The organism is Brachybacterium sp. (assembly GCF_052095815.1).
Lineage (GTDB): Bacteria > Actinomycetota > Actinomycetes > Actinomycetales > Dermabacteraceae > Brachybacterium.
In genome coordinates this window covers 1-20,483 of the sequence record NZ_JBQDLF010000037.1, presented here as the reverse complement: position 1 = coordinate 20,483, position 20,483 = coordinate 1, and the positions used below count along the sequence as shown (strand labels likewise).

The 20,483-nt window shown below is 69.5% G+C and carries 19 protein-coding genes and 1 tRNA gene; 9 read left to right on the top strand and 11 right to left on the bottom strand.

Annotation, left to right across the window (positions count from 1 at the left end):
* Window positions 1–98 precede the first annotated feature (98 nt).
* The 6 genes from ACTH43_RS13725 to ACTH43_RS13700 all read right to left on the bottom strand — a co-directional run bounded on the left by ACTH43_RS13725 (window position 99) and on the right by ACTH43_RS13700 (window position 6,400).
* Window positions 99–1,064 carry an aldose 1-epimerase family protein gene (locus tag ACTH43_RS13725; RefSeq protein ID WP_441445462.1) on the bottom strand — a complete coding sequence of 322 codons (966 nt, stop codon included), beginning with the start codon at window positions 1,062–1,064 and terminating at the stop codon, window positions 99–101.
* Window positions 1,061–1,834, bottom strand: coding sequence for a LutC/YkgG family protein (locus ACTH43_RS13720; protein ID WP_441445461.1), 774 nt, complete (start codon window positions 1,832–1,834; stop codon window positions 1,061–1,063). Before ACTH43_RS13720 ends, ACTH43_RS13725 begins: the two co-directional genes overlap by 4 nt.
* Window positions 1,831–3,483 (bottom strand): lactate utilization protein B, encoded by a 1,653-nt coding sequence (locus tag ACTH43_RS13715; RefSeq protein WP_441445460.1) that lies wholly within the window; start codon window positions 3,481–3,483, stop codon window positions 1,831–1,833. Before ACTH43_RS13715 ends, ACTH43_RS13720 begins: the two co-directional genes overlap by 4 nt.
* Window positions 3,480–4,265, bottom strand: coding sequence for a (Fe-S)-binding protein (locus ACTH43_RS13710; RefSeq protein WP_441445459.1), 786 nt, complete (start codon window positions 4,263–4,265; stop codon window positions 3,480–3,482). Before ACTH43_RS13710 ends, ACTH43_RS13715 begins: the two co-directional genes overlap by 4 nt.
* A 77-nt stretch (window positions 4,266–4,342) precedes the next feature.
* Complete coding sequence (locus tag ACTH43_RS13705; protein WP_441445458.1) at window positions 4,343–5,827, bottom strand: malate:quinone oxidoreductase; 1,485 nt, start codon at window positions 5,825–5,827, stop codon at window positions 4,343–4,345.
* Between the two features lie 330 nt (window positions 5,828–6,157).
* The gene (locus tag ACTH43_RS13700) at window positions 6,158–6,400 is read right to left on the bottom strand and encodes a DUF6458 family protein (RefSeq protein ID WP_441445457.1); all 243 of its coding nucleotides are present in this window, start codon (window positions 6,398–6,400) and stop codon (window positions 6,158–6,160) included.
* A gap of 278 nt (window positions 6,401–6,678) precedes the next feature.
* Here ACTH43_RS13700 and ACTH43_RS13695 point away from each other — a divergent pair, with 278 nt between their 5' ends.
* From ACTH43_RS13695 to ACTH43_RS13685, 3 genes are all read left to right on the top strand, one after another.
* Complete coding sequence (locus ACTH43_RS13695) at window positions 6,679–9,258, top strand: ATP-dependent Clp protease ATP-binding subunit (RefSeq protein ID WP_441445456.1); 2,580 nt, start codon at window positions 6,679–6,681, stop codon at window positions 9,256–9,258.
* Window positions 9,259–9,476: 218 nt separating this feature from the next.
* Window positions 9,477–10,421, top strand: coding sequence for a VTT domain-containing protein (locus ACTH43_RS13690; RefSeq protein WP_441445455.1), 945 nt, complete (start codon window positions 9,477–9,479; stop codon window positions 10,419–10,421).
* Window positions 10,418–10,927 (top strand): amino-acid N-acetyltransferase, encoded by a 510-nt coding sequence (locus ACTH43_RS13685; protein WP_441445454.1) that lies wholly within the window; start codon window positions 10,418–10,420, stop codon window positions 10,925–10,927. Before ACTH43_RS13690 ends, ACTH43_RS13685 begins: the two co-directional genes overlap by 4 nt.
* Before the next feature lie 82 nt (window positions 10,928–11,009).
* Here the strand turns inward: ACTH43_RS13685 and ACTH43_RS13680 are convergent, their stop codons facing one another.
* The 5 genes from ACTH43_RS13680 to ACTH43_RS13660 form a co-directional block, all read right to left on the bottom strand.
* The gene (locus tag ACTH43_RS13680; RefSeq protein ID WP_441445453.1) at window positions 11,010–11,891 is read right to left on the bottom strand and encodes an A/G-specific adenine glycosylase; all 882 of its coding nucleotides are present in this window, start codon (window positions 11,889–11,891) and stop codon (window positions 11,010–11,012) included.
* A gap of 128 nt (window positions 11,892–12,019) precedes the next feature.
* Window positions 12,020–12,457 carry a large conductance mechanosensitive channel protein MscL gene (mscL, locus tag ACTH43_RS13675; protein ID WP_441445452.1) on the bottom strand — a complete coding sequence of 146 codons (438 nt, stop codon included), beginning with the start codon at window positions 12,455–12,457 and terminating at the stop codon, window positions 12,020–12,022.
* 60 nt (window positions 12,458–12,517) lie between these two features.
* Window positions 12,518–13,150 (bottom strand): SAF domain-containing protein, encoded by a 633-nt coding sequence (locus ACTH43_RS13670; RefSeq protein WP_441445451.1) that lies wholly within the window; start codon window positions 13,148–13,150, stop codon window positions 12,518–12,520.
* Window positions 13,151–13,290: 140 nt separating this feature from the next.
* The gene (locus ACTH43_RS13665; RefSeq protein WP_441445450.1) at window positions 13,291–13,629 is read right to left on the bottom strand and encodes an FmdB family zinc ribbon protein; all 339 of its coding nucleotides are present in this window, start codon (window positions 13,627–13,629) and stop codon (window positions 13,291–13,293) included.
* A gap of 78 nt (window positions 13,630–13,707) precedes the next feature.
* The gene (locus tag ACTH43_RS13660) at window positions 13,708–14,373 is read right to left on the bottom strand and encodes a 5-formyltetrahydrofolate cyclo-ligase (RefSeq protein ID WP_441445449.1); all 666 of its coding nucleotides are present in this window, start codon (window positions 14,371–14,373) and stop codon (window positions 13,708–13,710) included.
* A gap of 167 nt (window positions 14,374–14,540) precedes the next feature.
* Between ACTH43_RS13660 and ACTH43_RS13655 the strand changes: the two genes are divergently transcribed.
* The 6 genes from ACTH43_RS13655 (at window position 14,541) to ACTH43_RS13630 (ending at window position 19,952) form a co-directional block, all read left to right on the top strand.
* Window positions 14,541–15,170 (top strand): GNAT family N-acetyltransferase, encoded by a 630-nt coding sequence (locus tag ACTH43_RS13655; RefSeq protein ID WP_441445448.1) that lies wholly within the window; start codon window positions 14,541–14,543, stop codon window positions 15,168–15,170.
* A gap of 36 nt (window positions 15,171–15,206) precedes the next feature.
* A complete protein-coding gene (locus tag ACTH43_RS13650) occupies window positions 15,207–16,100 on the top strand; it encodes a hypothetical protein (RefSeq protein WP_441445447.1) in 894 nt (297 codons plus the stop codon).
* Between the two features lies 1 nt (window position 16,101).
* Entirely contained in the window at window positions 16,102–17,322 is a 1,221-nt protein-coding gene (locus ACTH43_RS13645) for an alanine racemase (protein WP_441445446.1), read from the top strand.
* 67 nt (window positions 17,323–17,389) lie between these two features.
* Window positions 17,390–18,700, top strand: a complete 1,311-nt coding sequence (locus ACTH43_RS13640) for a D-arabinono-1,4-lactone oxidase (RefSeq protein ID WP_441445445.1) — start codon at window positions 17,390–17,392, stop codon at window positions 18,698–18,700.
* A 107-nt stretch (window positions 18,701–18,807) separates the two neighbouring features.
* Window positions 18,808–19,698, top strand: coding sequence for an inositol monophosphatase family protein (locus ACTH43_RS13635; RefSeq protein ID WP_441445444.1), 891 nt, complete (start codon window positions 18,808–18,810; stop codon window positions 19,696–19,698).
* 181 nt (window positions 19,699–19,879) lie between these two features.
* Window positions 19,880–19,952, top strand: a tRNA-Ala gene (locus ACTH43_RS13630).
* Window positions 19,953–20,483: the final 531 nt, after the last annotated feature.

Below are 20,483 nucleotides of genomic sequence, written 5' to 3'. Positions count from 1 at the left end.
ACCGTTGCGGAACTGATGCTGTGGCGCTGATGCCGCGGAGCCACCCGCGGGTCTGCTCGGCTCGCGCCGTAGCCGCAGGGTGTGCTCCGCGGGTCCGCTCACCAGCCGCGCAGGGTCCAGGCTGCCGCGTGCTCCGCCCCGGGGCTCAGGCGCACCACGTCCGTGCCGCTGCGGAAGGCATCCGGGGGACAGGTCATCGGTTCCACAGCGAGTCCGAGCCGATTGTTCTCGGGCTCCGGTCGGTCTCCGGTGTGCACCTGCAACCACGGCAGCTCCGGACCTGCGGAGAGTTCGACACCGGTGCCGCCCGGGGCGCTGACGGTGATCGTGAGCCGTCCCTGCGGATCCCGGCCGAGGTCGGTGAAGGCGTGGTCGATGAACAGCGAGCCGATCACCTTCGCACTGCGGAAGTCGAACTCCGACCCGGGCGCGATCGCTGCGGTGCCGGTGGGCAGGAGCCGATCCTCGGTGACGGTGAGCACGGTGCCGGCGTCGAACTCCAGGGACCACTCATCGAGCGGTTCGGGGCCGGCGACCAGGTACGGATGCGGGCAGACCCCGTAAGGGGCGTCCAGTGCACCGAGGTTGCGGGCGGTCACCGTCGTGCTCAGGCCCTCCTGAGGGTCCAACGCATAGTGCACCGCCAGCAGCAGATGGAAGGGATAGCCAGGAGAGGGGAACAGCTCCGTGATCATCACCAGCTCGTCGTCGGAGACCGTCACCGGGGTGAACCTCTGGAAGGACACCAGCCCATGCAGAGCATTGCCCCGTTCGGGCTCGGTCAGCGGGGTCTGTATCTCCTGTCCGTCCCAGGTGTAGAGGCCGTCCCCGATCCGATTGGGCCAGGGGGCCACGATCGCGCCGCGGTAGAACTTCATCGGCCCGGTCTCGGGATTGCGGACCAGCAGATCTCGGCCGCTGAGGGTGAGCGACTCGAGGATGGCCCCCACTGCGGAGACCTCGGCGCGATATGCCCCGGCCGCGATGGTGAACAGCTCGCCACGGTCACGAAGGCCGTCGCCGACGGACAGCTCGAGGCCTTCGGTGGGGATGGAATCGTTCATCGGGTGTTCTCCTGGTCGGTCGCGGGCTGGGTCACGGGCTGGATCTCGGGCTCGCTTTCGGGCGTCGGGTCCGGTGCGGGCTCGATGAGCACGACGTCGAGGCGGCGCGGTCCATGCACGCCTTCGACCCGTTCCAGCTCGATGTCGCTGGTGGCGCTGGGTCCCGAGATCATGGTCCAGGCGGCACGGGGATCCTCGCCCATGCGTTGGATCGCCTTCGGGACGCCGAGCACCACCTGGTCGGCGTCCACCACGATCACGTGATGGTCCGGCACCAGCGAGATCGCGCGGCGGCCGCCCCGCTCGTCGCCTCGCAGCACGATGGTGCCGGTGAGCGCGATCGCGGTGTGGCAGCCGGTCAGCACGGCATCGATCGCATCCAGCTGGTGCGGGTCGGCGCTGCCGTCGTCGACGATCAGCTCCGCCTGCACCGCCGTCGTCCACGCATCGGGAAGACCGGAGGGGACGACCACGGTGCGGGCGGCCCCGAGGGCGGCGGCGACCGCTGCAGGCGCCTCGGACGGGGTGGTCCGGTGGACGACCGCGGTGTAGTCCTCCAGACGCTGGACCAGCACCCCGCGGACCTTCTCGGGTGCTGTGCGCAGCTCCTGCTTGTCGTCGGCCCGCTGATAGCTGCGCGGCACGTCGGCGGCCTCGGTGATCTCGTCGCGGCGCGGGGCGTCCAGTGCGGTCCGGAGTCGGGCGAGGATCTCGTCCTTCGCACTCATCCCCGGGGTGCGCTGCGGGCGGACATCGGTCCACTCGGTCATGCCTGCTCCTCGCTGTCCGGCGCGGCGTCGGGACCGGCGGGTGGCGCCGTGGCGGCCTCGCCAGTGCCAGTGCCAGTGCCAGTGCCAGTGGCGCTCTCGGGGCCAACGGGGTCAGCGGCGCCGTCGGCCGCTGCGCGCTCCTTCTCGTGCTGGTCCCACCAGGAGCGGAAGGAAGTGCCGGGCTTGGGCAGGTCACGGTGATCGGTCCAGCCGGGTATCAGCGGGAGCACACCAGGGAGCTTGCCGATGTTCTTCCCACCCAGCACAGAGGTCAGGGGACCGGCGGAGCGCACCGCGAGGTCGTAGGCGCGGGGAGAGGACATGAGCTTGCCCGCTCCCTTCAGTGCCATGTCCCACGTGCCGTGGAAGTCTCCACGGGTCTCCCGGCGGCGGTCGACGTCCTTCGCCCGCAGGTGGACCAGGATCTCCGGGATGTTGATCTTCACCGGACACACGTCGTAGCAGGCGCCGCACAGGCTCGAGGCATAGGGGAGCGTCGAGTTGGGATCGTCGTCCCCGCTCATCCCTGTCATCTGGGGGGAGAGGATCGCCCCGATCGGGCCCGGATAGGTCGAGCCGTAGGCGTGGCCGCCGGCACGGACATAGACCGGGCACACGTTCAGGCAGGCCGAGCATCGGATGCAGTGCAGTGCGCTGCGGCCTTCGGGGTCCTCGAGGACCGCGGAGCGGCCGTTGTCCAGCAGCACCAGATGGAACTCCTCGGGCCCGTCCCCGTCATGGACCCCGGTGAACATCGTGGTGTACGGGTTCATGCGCTCCCCGGTGGAGGAGCGGGGCAGCAGCTGCAGGAAGACCTCGAGGTCCTCGAAGGTCGGCACGATCTTCTCGATCCCCACCACGGAGATGAGCGTCTTCGGGAGCGTGAGGCACATGCGGCCGTTCCCCTCGGATTCGACGACCACCAGGGTGCCGGTCTCCGCGATAGCGAAGTTCGCCCCGGATATCGCCACCGAGCCGGGCATGTCCAGGAACTTCTCCCGCAGGAAACGACGTGCCGCCTCAGCGAGCTCAGCCGGCTCATCGGTGATCGACTCATCGAGGTCCGGCATCGAGGCCAGGAAGATCTCCCGGATCTCCGCACGGTTGCGATGGATCGCAGGCACCAGGATGTGGCTGGGCGTGTCATCGGCCAGCTGAACGATCAGCTCGGCGAGATCGGATTCGATCGCCCTGATCCCGGCGTGGGCGAGCGCCTCGTTCAGTCCGATCTCCTGGGTCGCCATCGACTTGACCTTCAGCACCTCCCGCGCGCCGCGCTCGAGGGCCAGGGCGGTGACTATCTCTCCGGCCTCCTCGGCATCGCGGGCCCAGTGGACCACGCCGCCGGCTGCGGTCACGGAGGATTCGAGCTGCTCGAGAAGCTCGGGAAGATGATCTGTGACCTGCCACTTCAAGGCGCTGCCGGCGGTGCGGAGCTTCTGCCAGTCCCGCACCTCACGGACTGCTGACGCACGCTTGGACTGGATCGTCGAGGTGGCCCGGCGCAGGTTCTCTCGGAGCGTGGGATTCGCGAGCTCGTCCCGTGCGGCCTCCGGGAAGCCGCGCTCGCCCCGCAGGGTCGAGCTGGGGGAGGCGTGCTGAGGGCGGACCTGGGGGATCCCGAGGTGGACTGTGCTCGTAGAACTCATGCGGATCTCCCGAGGATGGTCTCCGAGGGGACGAAGGGGTCCTCCTTGGTCGAGGCGAGGATCTGCGCCAGGTGGATCGACTTCGGGGCGGCGCCGGTGCGGCGCAGCTTGCCACCGATGTTCATCAGGCATGAGGCGTCACCGGCGACCACGAAATCCGCACCGCTGCGCACCACATTGGCGGCCTTGTCGGTCACCATCGCATCGCTGGTCGCGTCGTTCTTCACGGAGAAGGTGCCGCCGAACCCGCAGCAGGTATCGGACTCGGGGAGGTTCTTCACCTCGATGCCGTCCACCGCGCGCAGCAGCTTGAGCGGGCGCGCACCCACCTTCAGGAACCGCATCGAGTGGCAGGTGGGGTGGTAGGTCACCGAGTGCGGGAAGTATGCGCCGACGTCGGTCACCTTGAGCACGTCCACCAGCAGCTCGGAGAGCTCGTACGTCTTCGCCGAGACCGCCGCGGCGCGTTCCTCCAGCTCGCTGTCACCCTCATGCCGAGCGACCAGCTGATGCTGGTCGCGCACGCAGCCGACGCAGGAACCGGACGGCATCACGATCGCGTCGACCGTGTCCAGTGCAGGCTCGAAGGTGTCGACGAAGGAGCGCACCACCGGGGCCGCCTCCGTGTAGTAGCCGGAGTTGGTGTGCATCTGGCCGCAGCAGGTCTGGCGCTTGTCGAACACCACCTGGTGCCCTAGCCGCTCCAACAGCGTGACCGTCGCCCGGGCGACGTCCGGCGCCATCACATCCACCAGGCAGGTGGTCATCAGCGAGATGCGCATCCGTGGTCCTTCCTCCTCTGTCGTGCGCTCGGGGACGAGGCCGCGCCCTGCAGGGGAGCGGCCGCGCCGGTGAGAGGTCAGGCGTGGTTCAGGCCCAGCGACTCGGCAGTGCGAGAGAGCGTGCGGTGCGCCTCGTCAGCATCCTCGGAGAGCGATCGGCCCCAGCTCGGGACCATCTGGGTGAGCGTGGGACGCCAGGCCTCGATGCGCTGCGGGAACATCTTCTCGAGCAGGCCCAGCATGATGCTGGTGGCCGTCGAAGCGCCGGGGGAGGCGCCGAGCATGCCGCCGATCGAGCCGTCGGCTGCGGTGATCAGCTGGGTGCCGAACTGCAGCACGCCGTGCTTGGCCCTGTCAGGGGCGATCACCTGGACGCGCTGGCCGGCGGTGATCTCCTCCCAGTCGCCCTCGTGCGCGGCGGGCATGTATTCGCGCAGGGCTTCGAAGCGCTGGTGGTGGGTGGCGGCGAGCTGCGAGCCGAGGTAGACCATGAGGTCGAGGTTCGGGGGAGCCACCGCCATCATCTGGGTGATGTTCGAGGGCTTCATCGACTCGAAGAGGTCGGTGTAGCTGCCGGTCTTGAGGAACTTCGGTGACCAGCCGGCGTAAGGGCCGAACATCAGGGCACGCTTTCCATCGACGAAGCGGGTGTCGAGGTGCGGGACGCTCATCGGCGGTGCACCCACCGCCGCCTTGCCGTAGACCTTCGCGTCGTGACGGGCGATGACCTCGGGATCGGTGCAGCGCAGCCACTGGCCGGAGATCGGGAAGCCGCCGAAGCCGCGGATCTCGTCGATCCCCGACTTCTGCAGCAGCGGCAGCGCGTAGCCGCCGGCGCCGACGAAGACGAACGGCGCGCGCACCACCCGGATCGAGTCGTCCTTGGTGGAGCGGACCATCACGCCCCAGTCCTCACCCATGCGGCGCAGATCGACTACCTCGGAACCGGTCGAGACCGTGGTGCCGGTGCGGGAGGCGAAGTCGAGCATCTGGCGGGTCAGGGCCCCGAAGTCGACATCGGTGCCGTCGGCGGAACGGGTGGCCGCGATGGTCTCGGTGACCGGTCGGCCCTCGGAGACCAGCGGTGCCCACTGGGCCAGCTGAGCGTGCTCGGTGGTGAACTCCATGCGGTCGAACAGCGGGTTCGCGGCGAGCGCCTCATGTCGACGGCGCAGGTAGTCCACGTTCTCCATGCCATGCACGAAGCTCATGTGGGGGACGGTGTGGATGAACTTGGCCGGATCACCGATGCGGTCGTTCTCCACCAGATGCGCCCAGAACTGCCTCGAGACCTGGAACTGCTCGTTGATGGAGATCGCCTTGGCAGGGCTGACGGAGCCGTCGACGTCCTGCGGCGTGTAGTTCAGCTCGCAGAGCGCGCTGTGGCCGGTGCCGGCGTTGTTCCAGGCGTCGCTCGACTCCGCACCCAGCTCGTGGAGCCGTTCGAGGACCACGATGTTCCAGCTCGGCTCGAGCTCGGTGAGCATCGCGGCGAGGGTCGCGCTGGCGATGCCTCCACCGATCAGCACCGCATCCGCACGGGTCACGTCCAGGTCAGCCATATCTCTCCGTTCGCTGTGCACGTCACGCGCCTCGAGGCCGGTCGGCACGTCGCGTCGTGCGGCTCCGGGCGGTCGTGGCATCCAGCGTATCCCGTGTCCGGGCCCCTCCGCCGCCTCATCCCCCCGGGCTGACGGTGGACATTCAGGTGCGCGCCGTCGGTCCCTTGTCCTTCCCCTGGCCGGTTCCGTCCCTGCGCCAACACCGACAACGACAGACAGAGGCGGCACCCCGGATCGGGGCGCCGCCTCTGGTCGGACGAGGGGTGAGGGTCAGACGGAACGGTCAGACGGGACGGTCAGACAGGACAGCGGAACGGTCAGACAGGACGGTCAGACGGTGGGCGGGGGATCCCGACGCTCCGAGACCGTGTGCCCCGGTGCGCTCTGGGTGTTGACCACGGTCTTGCGCGAGCGCAGTGAGAGCAGCAGGCCCACGACGAAGAGCACCGCCCCGGCGACCATCAGGATGGTGCCGAGCATCGTGGAGTCCACGCCCGGCAGGTCGAACTCGAGGGCGAAGCGGGAGATGGCTCCGAGCACGAACAGGATGATGCCGCCGACGATGGCGCCCATGGGATGCTCCTTCACGCAGAAAGTATGACGTGGGTCATCTTAGGGGCTGCCGCCGTCCGGGGACGCAGCTCGACCGACAGGTCGGCGGTGCATGTCGGCCGCTGGGAGTGGAGCGGGGAACGTGAGTGGAATCGTCCGGTGAGCGCTCACCGGCATCCAGGAATGACGACCGATCACGCCTGCGGCGAACAGCTATCACGCCAGCGGCGAACAGGCGATGCATCCTCCTCGGATCCGCGTAGTCTCGATCCATCACCACCACCGGACGGGGGAGGACCATGTTCGAACGCTTCACCGATCGCGCCCGCCGCGTCGTCGTCCTGGCGCAGGACGAGGCACGGCTGCTCAATCACAACTACATCGGCACCGAGCACATCCTGCTGGGCCTGATCCACGAGAACGAGGGCGTCGGGGCCAAGGCCCTCGAGGCTCTCGGCGTGACCCTCGATGCCGTGCGCGAGCAGGTCCGCGACATCATCGGCGAGGGCAATCAGACGCCCTCCGGCCACATCCCCTTCACGCCGCGTGCGAAGAAGGTCCTCGAGCTGAGCCTGCGCGAAGCGCTGCAGCTCGGGCACAACTACATCGGCACCGAGCACATCCTGCTCGGTCTGCTGCGCGAGGGCGAGGGGACGGCCGTCAAGGTCCTCTCCCGCCTCAAGGCAGAGCCGTCGGCCGTGCGCCAGGAAGTCATCGAGCGCCTCTCCGGCTACCAGGGCAAGGAGCCGGCCAATGCCGGCGGCCCCGCCGAGGGTCAGCCCGCCGGATCTCTGGTGCTGGATCAGTTCGGTCGCAACCTCACCCAGGCCGCCCGCGAGGGCAAGCTCGACCCGGTCATCGGCCGCGAGCACGAGGCCGAGCGGGTCATGCAGGTGCTCTCCCGCCGTACCAAGAACAACCCCGTGCTGATCGGTGAGCCCGGTGTCGGCAAGAGCGCCGTGGTCGAGGGGCTCGCGCAGTCCGTCGTCGCCGGCGATGTGCCCGAGACCCTCAAGGACAAGCAGATCTACACCCTGGATCTGGGCTCCCTGGTTGCCGGCTCCCGCTACCGCGGCGACTTCGAGGAACGCCTGAAGAAGGTGCTCAAGGAGATCCGCACCCGCGGTGACATCATCCTGTTCATCGACGAGATCCACACCCTCGTGGGTGCAGGTGCCGCCGAGGGCGCGATCGATGCGGCCAGCATCCTCAAGCCGATGCTGGCCCGTGGCGAGCTGCAGACCATCGGGGCGACCACCCTCGACGAGTACCGCAAGCACATCGAGAAGGATGCGGCGCTCGAGCGCCGCTTCCAGCCGATCCAGGTCGAGGAGCCGTCGGTGGCGCACACCGTGGAGATCCTCAAGGGTCTGCGCGATCGCTACGAGGCGCACCACAAGGTCACGATCACGGATGCCGCCCTGGTGGCCGCCGCGAACCTCGCCGACCGCTACGTCAACGACCGCTTCCTGCCGGACAAGGCGATCGACCTGATCGATGAGGCCGGGGCCCGCCTGCGCATCCGTCGGCTCACCGCGCCGCCCGAGCTCAAGGAGTTCGACGCGCGCATCGAGGAGACCCGCAAGAAGAAGGAGGAGGCGATCGACGGGCAGGACTTCGAGCTCGCCGCCTCCCTGCGGGACGAGGAGCAGAAGCTCAAGACGGAGCGCGAGGAGAAGGAGAAGGCCTGGCGTCACGGCGAGTCCGATGCCGTCACCACGGTCAGCGAAGAGGTCATCGCCGAGGTGCTGGCAGCTTCGACGGGCATCCCGATCGTGAAGCTGACGGAGGAGGAGTCCTCGCGTCTGCTCAACATGGAGGACGAGCTGCACAAGCGGGTCATCGGGCAGAACGAGGCCATCAAGGCCATCTCCCGTGCCATCCGTCGCACCCGTGCGGGGCTCAAGGACCCCAAGCGTCCGGGCGGCTCGTTCATCTTCGCCGGGCCCACGGGCGTCGGCAAGACCGAGCTGGCCAAGGCGCTGGCCGAGTTCCTCTTCGGCGACGAGGAGTCGCTGATCCAGCTCGACATGTCCGAGTTCGGCGAGAAGCACACCGCCTCGCGGCTGTTCGGCTCGCCTCCCGGCTATGTCGGGTACGACGAGGGCGGCCAGCTCACCGAGAAGGTGCGCCGCAAGCCCTTCTCCGTGGTGCTCTTCGACGAGGTGGAGAAGGCCCATGTGGACATCTTCAACTCGCTGCTGCAGATCCTCGAGGACGGTCGCCTCACCGACTCCCAGGGTCGGGTCGTGGACTTCAAGAACACGATCATCATCATGACCACCAACCTCGGCACCCGGGACATCGCCAAGGGCGTGTCCCTGGGCTTCACCGCGGGCGGCGACCTCTCCACCGACTACGAGCGGATGAAGTCGAAGGTCCACGAGGAGCTCAAGCAGCACTTCAAGCCCGAGTTCCTCAACCGTGTCGACGATGTCGTGGTCTTCCCGCAGCTCTCGATGGCGGAGATCGTCCAGATCGTCGATCTGGAGATCGCCAAGCTCCAGAAGCGCCTCCAGGACAAGGACATGTCGCTCAGCCTCAGCACGGGGGCCAAGAGCCTGCTGGCCGAGAAGGGGTACGACCCCGTGCTCGGTGCGCGACCGCTGCGTCGCACCATCCAGCGCGACATCGAGGACACGCTCTCCGAGCGGATCCTGTTCGGTCAGATCCAGGTCGGCGACGAGATCGTCGTCGACGCCGAGGGCGAGGGCCTGCTGGGCGAGCTCACCTTCACCCGCCGTGGCGAGAACGGCACCCTGGAACCGATCTCCGAGGTCGTCGACCTCGAGTCGATGACTCAGGCTCGCGCGGACGTCGTGACGCAGACCGAAGGCTCGGATGCACCGGGCACGGACAGCGCGGAAGCCAGCGCCTGATCTCGGCTGGTGCCGGCCCCACCCTCTCGGGGTGAGGCCGGCACCGGTGCTGCGCAGCGCTGACCTCGGCGGCGCACACGAACGGCCCGTGAGACCTGCTGCTCCGGAGCGGCTGACGGCCCGTGAGACCTGCTGCTCCGGAGCGGCTGACGGCCCGTGAGACCTGCTGCTCCGGAGCGGCTGACCGCGGATTCCCATGGAGAGGACCGATAGCTCACGTGATCGACTGGTTGCTGTCGCTGACTGGCCAGCTTGAATCCTGGATCCTGACCCTTGCTGATGCCTGGTGGGTCTATCTCGTGGTGTACGGATTCGCTGCGTTCGATGGCTTCTTCCCGTCGGTGCCCAGCGAATCGACGATCGTCACCCTCTCCTCCCTCTGGTCGAGCTCGGGCAGGCCCTCGATCCTCCTGATCGGTCTTGCCGCCTGGCTCGGAGCCTGGACTGGGGACAACGTCGGCTACCTGGTCGGCAACAAGATCGGCTACGAGCGCTTCAAGTTCCTGCGCGAGGGCAAGGGGCGCGCCGCCGTCGAGGCCGCCGACCGGGGCCTGCAGAAGCGGGCTCTGGTCTTCCTCATGACCGCTCGTTACATCCCCTTCGGCCGCACAGCGGTCAACCTCGTCGCCGGCGCGGTGCACTATCCCCACCGGAACTTCTGGCCCCGCTCCCTGCTGTCCACCTTCGTCTGGGCGGTCTACTCCTGTGCGATCGGTGCCCTCGCCGGTGCCTGGTTCGAGGACAACCACCTGCTGGGAATCACGGTCGCGCTGATCGCTGCCGTGGTGATGGCCCTGCTCGTCGAACGGCTGATCACAGCTGTGCACCGTGCGCTGGACCGGCGTGCGGAGCGACGCGCGGCAGAGGCAGACACGAACGCGGATACGGAGCGGGACGCCGCGCTCGAGGAGTCCACTGCCCCGCAGTCCGCAGCCACGCCCGATGCCCCTGAGCAGTCCGCCACCGAGCACTCCGCCGCAGTGAGCCTCTCAGCTGAACTGAGCACGGCAGAGCCCGACCCATCCCAGCAGCCCGACGTCCAGGCTCCCGCTGACTCAGATCCATTCCGCACGCAGTCCCGTCCCGGGCTGCCGGGCGGTGAACCGATCGCTGTCAGCGCCGAATCTCCGAGCGCGGCCCGAGGCGAGGAGAGCCCCGCATGAGCATCAGCATCCGCCCCGCCCTGCCCGCCGACGTGCGAGCGATCAACTCGCTGGTCGAGCCCATGACCCATACCGGGGTGCTGCTGGGCAAGGACCTCGTGTCCTACTACGAGTCGATCCAGGAATTCCTGGTCGCGACCGACGAACACGGCCGGGTGATCGGCTGCGGTGCCCTCCACGTGATGTGGGAGGACCTCGCCGAGGTGCGCACCCTGGCGGTCCACGACGAACAGCGGGGAACCGGCCTGGGCCACCGTTTGCTGGAGGCCCTGCTCGAGCGTGCCCTCCAGCTCGGATTGCAGCGGGTGTTCTGCCTGACCTTCGAGGTGGAATTCTTCGCCCGTCACGGTTTCGAGGTGATGAGCGAGAGCGTGGACCCCGAGCTCTACAACCAGCTGCTGCGCTCACTGGACGAGGGGATCGCGGAATTCCTCGATCTCGCTCGGGTCAAGCCCAACACCCTCGGGAACACGCGAATGATCAAGCTCCTGGACCGCGAGCGCTGAACAGCGCTCGGCACACCTGCTCAGCCTTGAGCGAGCGTGCGATCGTGCCCTTCTGGAAAGGTGCAGGATCAAAGGTGCAGGGTCAGGGCAGGCGCAGGCCGGTGCCCTGTGAGACGGCGAGGCCGTCGCTCAGCAGCGACTCGGCGCAGCGCTGCACCCGAGCCGTATCGTCCCGGTCCAGGTCGAGCAGCTCCTTCTCGGTCGCGGTGCCGTCTCGGCGCAGCAGCGCCATGATCATGCCCCGCATCTGCCGATCCGTACCCTCGAAGGCCTGGCGCCGTCGGGTGTCCGTCTCCGGGGCGGGGCGTCCCGCAGCCAGCCATGCACAGCCCTGGGCGGCCAGCGGGCATTCCTCGCAGCGCGGTGACCGTGCCGTGCAGACCAGCGCCCCCAGCTCCATCACCGCCTGGTTCCAGGCGACGGAGCGTTCCGGCTGGGAGGGCAGGCTGCGGGCGGCGAGGCTGCGCTCGGCCGCGCTGTAGGAGCGGTCCGGGAGCGCTCGACCTCGACGGGAGCGGGTCAGCACGCGCCGGATATTGGTGTCCACGACGACGGCCCGACGGTGATGCGCGAAGGCGGTGACCGCAGCGGCGGTGTACTCACCAACCCCGGGCAGCGAACGCAGCACCTCCTCGCCGATGGGCACCTCCCCACCGTGCTCACGCACTATCGCGCGGGCGCACTCCTGCAGCCGCAGTGCCCGCCGGGGATAGCCCAGCCGATCCCAGCGGCGCAGGACCTCAGCGGTCGGGGCGTCGGCGAGATCGGCGGGAGTCGGCCAGCAGCTCATCCATTCCCGCCATCGTGGCAGCACCCGGACCACCGGGGTCTGCTGGAGCATCACCTCGGAGACCAGGATGGCCCAGGCGGAGACCCCCTGATGGCGCCAGGGGAGGTCGCGCCCGGTGCGCGAGAACCAGGAGATGACGGCGTCGATTGAGTCTTCATCGATGGGGGAGGGCACCGGCTCCGGTGCGGGTGAGGCGGGTGAGGCGGGCGCGGCGGGGGAGGCATCGCAAACGGCGCGAGCCGGGACCCGATGGTCCCGACCCGCGCCGGTGGACGATGGTGCCGAAGCACCGCTCATGTGAGTCAGACCTGCGGGGTGGTGCCGCCGGGCTGGACGGGGCCACCACGCTGCGCCGTGAGCGCGTCACGGATCTCGGTGAGCAGGACGATGTCCTCGGACACCGCAGTCTCCTCCTCCTCGGGCAGGCCACGACGCTTGCGATCGAGCTTGCGTGCGCTGGAGATCGGCAGCACGAAGACGAAGTAGACGACGGCAGCGGTGATCAGGAAGGCGATGACCGCGGAGAGGACAGCACCGAGGTCCACCCGGGTGGCCTCATTCGCGTCGATGATCTTGAACGAGAGTCCGTTGACGTTGGTGCCGCCGAAGACGTTGATCACGGGCTGGATCAGATTGGCGACGAACGCACCGATCAGAGCGGTGAAGGCGCCGCCGATGACGACACCGACCGCCAGGTCGATGACGTTGCCCTGCATGACGAAGTTCTTGAAACCCTTCATGGGGTCATCCTTCTCGGGTCGGGGATGGGGAGGATCCGCGCTAGCGGTTCCGCACGGACTCTAGCCGATCACCGCGACCATGACGGTGCCCGCGCCGAGAGCGTGAGCCAGTTCTCCAGAACTGGCACGGTCCACGGCCACCAGGATCTGGGTCGAACCGGAGCCGGCACCTCCCAGCCCGACGGTGGAGGGAGTCGTCGGGGCGGCCTCGACCACCTGGGCGGTGATGGCACCGGGGGAGTCCAGAGCGGGATCCGCGGGAAGCAGCTCGACACGGGTCCCCGGACTCAGATGCGGGGCGAGCAGATCGGGGATGGGAACCACCATCAGCACCGCGCCCTCGGGGAGCGATGGCTGTCCCTCTCCGGAGAGGAAAACGTCCAGGAGCGGGGCGCCGGCAGGAACCGAATGGGTGGTGGCGCGACCGAGCACGTGCTCGGCTGCGGTCGGGGCCTCTGCGGGAAGCAGCTGTTCCGCCGTGCGCACCGTGCGCAGATGTTCCGGTCCCAACACCGTCCCGGCGGGCAGGTCCTCGTCCGCGACGATCACCTGAACACCCCGGGCCGAAGGTGGCAGGAGCGAGGGCAGCACCGCCGTGACCGCGACCGCGAGGGCCAGCAGTGCCAGCAGGCGTCGACGGCGGCGCAGTGCACGGCGCCAGTGGGGAAGATGACTGCGGAGTCGGGAGAGCATGCCTGGACGCTAGGTCGCCGACCGTAGCTGCGGGGCGCTGGAGGCCTCGCGGTGGATGACCTCCCGGTGGGGAGGAACGGTCGCGGAAGGGATGAGCTGTGCATCCCGACCCGGTGAGAGGGCCCGGGCAGGGCGCGAGATCAGGAGGCTGCGGCGGGGACCGGCTGGGCGCTGGTGGTCGATGCGGCGGCCGGGGCGGAGGCGGTGCTCGACTCGGTGGCAGTGGCAGGCGCGGAGGAGCTCGTGGACTCGCCGCCAGCGGAGCTCGCGGAGCCCGTGGAGGAGGTGGACGCGCCCGAGGTCTGGGAGTCGGTCGAGTAGAAGCCCGATCCCTTGAAGACGATGCCGACCGAGTCGAAGACCTTGCGCAGCGCATCCTCTGCGCACTCCGGACAGGTCACCAGGGAATCTTCACTGAAGCTCTGGTACTGCTCGAAACGATGCGCGCAGCTCTTGCAGGCATAGACGTACGTGGGCACGCGGGATCCTCCGGGATGATCGATGGGCACGGGTCCGCCGCAGGGCCGACCGCCGACCATCTTACGACTGCAGAGCCCTCAGGATCCCTCGGACGTGATCAGCGAGACCAGACCGTCGGCCGTGAGCACGCGCGGGATCGGCACATCATGCTCGCCGCGCACCAGGGCCCCCTCTTCGAGCAGCTCGCTCGGGTGGATCACCGCCACCACCTGTGCACTCGGCGGGATCGTGGTCAGCGCACGGTCGTAATAGCCCGCCCCGTGACCGATCCGGGTCGCCGAGCGGTCCACGGCCACGGCGGGGGCGAGCACGAGCATCACCTCGTGGAGAGCGCCGGTGCCCAGGCGCTCACCGCGCGGTTCCTTGCCGAAGCCGCGCCCGGGGGAGTCCTGGAAGTCGGAGTCGCCGTCCCACGCGATCCATTCGAGCTCGGTGCCGGCGTCGGCGGCGGGGAACACCAGGCGGGCCCCCGCCTGCGCGAGTCGGCGGGCCAGCGGCATCACATCGGCCTCTGAGGGAGTGGGGTGATAGGCGGCGACCAGCGGCAGCGCCGTCCCTGCAGCCCGCGCCGCGGTCACGGCCGCCTCGACGGCGGTGATCAGGGGTGAGGCGTGCCCGAGCAGCTGCTGAGCTTCGCTGGCCCGTCGGGCCGCACCGTGCTCCCCGCCATAGGCCGCAGCCCGATGGGCTCGCAGCTGCCTGCGCAGCTCCCGCTTCTTCGAGGCCAGCATCTCGGGATCCATGGGGACAGGCTCCCATATGGGGCATATGAGCTCCAGGAGCAGCTGAGGCTCCAGGGACAGCTGGGACTCCAGGGACGGCTGGGACTCCAGGGACAGCTGGACTCCAGGGATGGCGTGTCGGTGGGGAAGGGACAGTCGGTGGGGACGTGGCCGACTACGATGACGCGATGGTTCACGTGTGGCCGCTGGCCCTGCACGACGGGGAGCTGACCCTACGACCCCTGCGGCGGTGGGATCGCACCGACTTCGACCGGCTGCGAGAGCGCAATGCCGACTGGTTGCGTCCGTGGGACGCAAGCGATCCTGAGCGCCGCCGGGCCCCGATCAATTTCCGCACCCTCCGGCGCTGGAACGAGGAGCAGGCACGACTGGGGACCCACCTCCCGCTCGCGATCACGCGCCGGGGCGGCGCGGTCCTCGGGCAGATCACCGCCGGCCCGATCCAGTACGGCGCACTGCGCTCCGCGGTGCTCGGATACTGGATCGACCGCGAGGAGGCGGGGCGTGGTCTGGTGCCGCGGTCGGTGGCACTGGTCATCGATCACCTCTTCGCCGAGCTCGGACTGCATCGCATCGAGGTCACGGTGCGCCCTGAGAACGTCGCGAGCCTGCGCGTGGTCGAGAAGCTCCACCTGCGGCCGGAGGGGATGCGGCGCGCGGCGATCCATGTCGACGGCGCGTGGCGCGACCACCTCGTCTTCGCCCTCACCGCGGAGGAAGTGGTCACGGGTGATGACGGCCGCGGAGTGCTGAGACGACTTCAACGAGAGTTTCCTCCCGACACGCCCACGACGTGACCAGGGGAATCACAGTCGTGTCATTAGTGTGTGGGTGTGGAGTCGATCAATCTTGGAGCCGTCCTCTTCGGCATCCTGCTGCTGCTGTGGCTGGCCTATGCCCTGCCGCGCACAGCAAGCCGTCGTGAGGTGATGGGCCGTGCCCGCGCCGCGGACGAGGCCGAGATGACCTCCCAGGCGCGGGACCTCTCCGCGGCCGTCCACGCCCGCCGCATGCCTACCGAGGTGAACCCGCCCATGTCTCAGGACCGTCTGCTCCTGCGCCCCGCCGATCCCACGCGTCGTCCCCGATTCGATGCCGAGCCGGGTACCCGCATCGACCCTGTCCAGGAGCGTGCCCGCTCCCGCCGTCTGCTGCGCCTCGTGCTGGTCGGCATGCTTCTCGTCACGGCAGTGCTGATCGGCCTCGCCGTCGCCGAGACCGTCACCTGGTGGCTGCCGGTGATCGCGCTGACCGGCACCGCGATCTACCTGGTGGGGCTGCGCCGAAGCGAGCTCGAGCGGAGGTCTCGGCAGACTCTCGCCGCGACCCGCGCCCGCCAGGAGCGAGCTGAGCAGGAGACCGCCCGCCGCCGTGCGACTGCAGCGGACAGCTCGACCACCCCGGCGACGGTGGTCGACGCCGTCGAGCCCGTCGCTTCTTCTGCACCGGCCGAGAGCACTCCACTCGAGGATGCCGCCGAGCGCGCCCTCCAGCGGACCACCCGGCCGGGGGAGTGGACTCCCCGCTCTGTGCCCCGTCCCACCTACACGCTGCGGGGCGAGGTGGACGACCTCGCAACCCGCCATGCCGCCCATCGTCAGAGCATGCTGGCCACCTCGGTGCCGCTGGAGAGCGGACAGGTCGAGGAGCTCGAGGCGGTCGACGAGACCTTCGCACCAGCCCAGGACCTCCATCTCGACGAGATCCTCGCCCGCCGACGGGCCTGAGATGCTCGAAGGCCGCCGTCTCGAGGACCTCGACGAGCTGCTCGCTCGCACGGGCATCCACGAGCGGCCGGTCGCGGTGCTCGACCTCGACGCCTTCGACGCCAATGCCGCGGACCTCGCGCGCCGCGCCGCCGGCACCCCGCTGCGCGTCGCCTCGAAATCCCTGCGAGTGCGAGGCCTGCTCGAGCGGGTGCTCGCCCGGCCCGGGTACGCGGGCATCCTCGCCTTCACACTCCCTGAGGCGCTGTGGCTCGTGCACCACGGCGCCCGGGACGTCGTCGTCGCTTACCCGACTGCCGAGCGCGGGGCGCTGCGACGCCTCGCGACCCGCCCGGAGGCCCTGGACGCCATCACGCTGATGGTCGACGAGTCCGCGCAGCTCGACCTGATCCTGGATGCCACCGCTGATCTCCACCCCCGTGCGGGAGGGCGGCGAATCCGGATCGCGCTCGAGCTCGACGTCTCCTATGCCCCTCTTCCCGGTCTTCCCGGGTTGCGGTTCGGAGCGCTGCGGTCACCCGTGCGGAGCGTCGATCAGGCCGTCGCTCTCGCCCGCGAGGTGCTGGCCCGGCCACGACTCGCCCTGGTGGGGCTGATGGCGTATGAGGGGCACGTCGCCGGGGTGACCGACGCGGCCGCGACCCCGTACGGTGCCGCGGTGCGGGCCATGAAGCGCCTCTCCCGCCCAGACGTCGCTGCCCGACGCGCAGAGGTGGTCGCCACGGTGAGCGATCTCGTCGAGCTCGAGTTCGTCAACGGCGGCGGCACCGGTTCGATCGAGTCCACCGCCGCGGAAGGAGCCGTCACGGAGATCGCCGCCGGTTCCGGGCTGGTCGGTCCGGGGCTGTTCGACCACTACCGGGACTTCACCCCGCATGCCGCGCTGCTGCTCGGCGTGAGCGTGGTGCGCAGGCCGGCCCCGGGGGTCGCGACCCTGCTCGGCGGCGGCTGGATCGCCAGCGGTGTGCCGGCGGAGGATCGCCTGCCCACCATCGCGCATCCACCCGGCCTCGCCTTCGCCCCGCAGGAGGCGGCGGGGGAGGTGCAGACTCCCGTCATCGGTCCCGCGGCCGACGCCCTCCGCGTCGGGGACACCGTCTGGCTGCGGCATGCGAAGGCGGGCGAACCTGCCGAGCACTTCGCGGCGTACGTCCTCGTGCAGGGCGAGGAGATCTCCGGTTTTCTCCCCACCTACCGCGGTGAGGGTGCAGTCTTCCTCTGAACCCTTCTCGCACCGGTGCCCTCCGGGCCGCGGGCGGACCATCCAGCGAGCCCCGGAGGAGCGGCCGATGAGGACGAGCAGCACGTCGATGCGCACCTGGAGCGGAGCTGTGCGCTGGACTCCGCAGCAGGAGCTGCGCCCCACCTCACAGGACGGGGTGGTCGAGGCGGTGCACGCCGCCCGCGCCCGCGGCTGCTCCCTGCGGGTGCTCGGCGGCGGGCACTCGTTCTCCGCGCTCGTCGCGACCGACGGGATCACCCTGAGCCTCGACGGCTACCAGGGTCTGGTCAGCGCGGACCCGGCCACCGGGCTGGTCACGCTGCGCGGCGGAACACGGCTGTGGGCGGTCGCCGAGCTGCTGGCCCCCTACGGGCTCGCGCTGTCGGTGATGGGGGACATCGACCGGCAGTCGATCGCCGGGGCGATCCAGACCGGCACTCATGGCACCGGAGCGACCTTCACGGGCTTCGCGGGGATGGTGCGCGCCCTGCGGCTGGTGCTGACGGACGGCTCGGTCGTGGACACCTCCCCGACCAGGGACCCCGAGCTCTTCGCGGCGGCACGGCTGGGGCTCGGCACGATCGGGGTGGTGCTCGAGGTCACCCTGCAGTGCGTGCCGGCCTACCGCCTCGAGCTCGTCGAGAGCACCCGGGCGCTCGACCCCGCCGTCGGATCCTTCCTCGCGGACTCCTTCAGGAACGACCACCACGAGATCTTCTGGTTCCCCCGCACCGACCGGGCGACCGTGCGCACCATGCATCGGCTGCCGGCCGATGCCCTGCGGGAGCGCCCCGCTCGGGCGGCTGAGCTCCTGCAGCAGGAGGTGCTCGGCAACGGCGCCTGGGAGCTGCTGTGCCGCGCAGCGGCTCTGGTGCCGCGGCTGAGCAGACCCGTCGCCGAGATCGCCTCACGCTCGTTCGCCGGCTCCCGGGTGGTCGACGACTCCGCCACCGTCTACGCGGCACCGCGGCGAGTGCGGTTCCACGAGTCCGAATGGGCCCTGCCCGCGGAGCGCTTCGAGGAGGCTTTCGTGGCGCTGCGCTCCCGTATCGAGTCAGAGCGCGTTCGCGTGACCTTCCCGCTCGAGATCCGCCGCGCCGCGGCCGATGATGTGTGGCTGTCCACCGCCTATCAGCGCGACACCGTCTATCTCGCCGCTCACCGCTATCACGCAGAGGAGGCGGGCCCGTACCTGCTGCTGGTGCAACGGACTCTCGCGAACTTCGGCGCCCGCCCCCACTGGGGCAAGCAGCACTGGCTCGGTGCCCGTGAGCTCGCCCGGCTCCATCCACGCTTCGACGATTTTCGGGCCGTGCGCGAGGCCGCGGACCCCGACGGTCTGCTGATGAGCCCGTACCTGCGCCACCTGCTGGGGTGAGCGGGGGAGTTCGGCGGGAGGACACAGCCGGAGAGTGGCCCAGGGGCCGGCTGTCCGCACCCCGTCCTCCCGCCCGGGACCGCGCGGTGCGGGCTAGCCTGGCCGCGATGAACACCAACGCGCCCCGTCCCCCGTCCGCCGCCGTCCCCTCGCCCTCGCACCTGCTGGACATCGCGACCGCCGCAGCCTTCGCGGCAGCCGAGTACATCCGCGGGTTGGACCGCGACGGCCTGGCCCGCGAGTACAAGACCTCCAGCCACGACATCGTCACCGAGCACGACCGGGCGAGCGAAGAGATCATCGTCTCCGAGCTGCGACGGCTGCTGCCCAGCGCCCGGATCGTCGGCGAGGAGGGCGGGGAGCGTCCCGCCGAGCAGCCTGCCGGAGACACCAGTGACGAGCCGGCGGTCAGCTTCTACGTAGACCCCATCGATGGCACCAGCAACTTCGCCGCTGGCCTGCCGCTGTTCTGCATCTCGATCGGTGTGACGATCGGCGACGAGCTGGTCGCCGGCGTGATCGACGCTCCGGTGCTCGGCCAGGTGTTCGCCGCGGCAGATGGCGACGCGACCCTGAACGGTCGAGTGCTGCGCCCACGCGCCACGCGGCCGGCACCCGACGCCCTGGTGCTGGCAGGGTTCCCCGGTCAGCGCGTCGGCTCCCAGTTCCCCGACTATGCGGCACGCTCCCTCCGTTCCCTCGAGGACGAGGTCTCCGCGGTGCGGCACCTCGGCTCGGCGGCGCTCGAGCTCGCCTATGTCGCCGCCGGCTGGGCCGACGCGACGGCCCTGACCGCGATCAACTCCTGGGACGTGGCGGCCGGCTTCCACATCCTGCGCCGCGCCGGTGGCTCGCTGCGCACCTGGCCCGGCGACGACGGTGTGGAGCGCCCCGACCACCTCCAGCCCGCCTATGTGGCCTGCACCGGGCAGGAGCGCCTCGCGGTGCTCGACACCGTGCAGGAGGAACTCCAGGAGCTGCGCGACGCGCAGCGGTGAGCTCGGCGCGGTGCGCGCCGGGTGAACGCTGCGAACGCCGCCTTGCCTCCTCTGCAACCTCCCCTGTGACCGCCGCTGTGACCTCCGCTGTGACCTCCCCTGTGACCTTCGTCAAGGCGCGGATCACGATGCGACAGCACCGCAGCCGCGATGCTAATCTATCGGGGTCGCCCAGCGACATGGGGCTATGGCGCAGTTGGTAGCGCGTCTCGTTCGCAATGAGAAGGTCGGGGGTTCGAATCCCCCTAGCTCCACTCCTTGAAGGCCGTTGGCCAGGATGAAGATCCTGGTCAGCGGCCTTCGTTGTTCTCCGAGGTCCTCGACGGAGGATCAGCGGAACATCCGCTCCACGCGAGCGCGCGCGGACGATGCGCGTGAGAAGCCCGATCGAGCGTGGACGCGGGGTGCGGCGTCGCACTCGACTGCGAACGCGAGGCGAGTGCTGCGAGAAAGTTCATCTGAGCCACGAGACGGTGCACACGCGGCGCACGAGAACTGCGGCGGCCGAGGCGTAAGCTGTCGGTCGCAACATGCTGTTCGGGGGGCTCGCCGTCCTGCACTCCTTCGCGCCCCAGAGCAAGGATCAAGTCCTGTCACCAGTTCTGACGCGCGATAGAAGCCGTCGAGGAGAGCCCGATCGGCTTCAGGGGCGACGACGCGTCAGGCTCGTCGTGCGCAGGTGGATCGACGAGTTGCGGTCACTCATGGTGCGGCCGAGCGAGAGTGTCGTACCCCTGTGCCAGAGTTGGGGTGGGCCACGCCGCTGGCGTGTCGGGTCGGGTAGG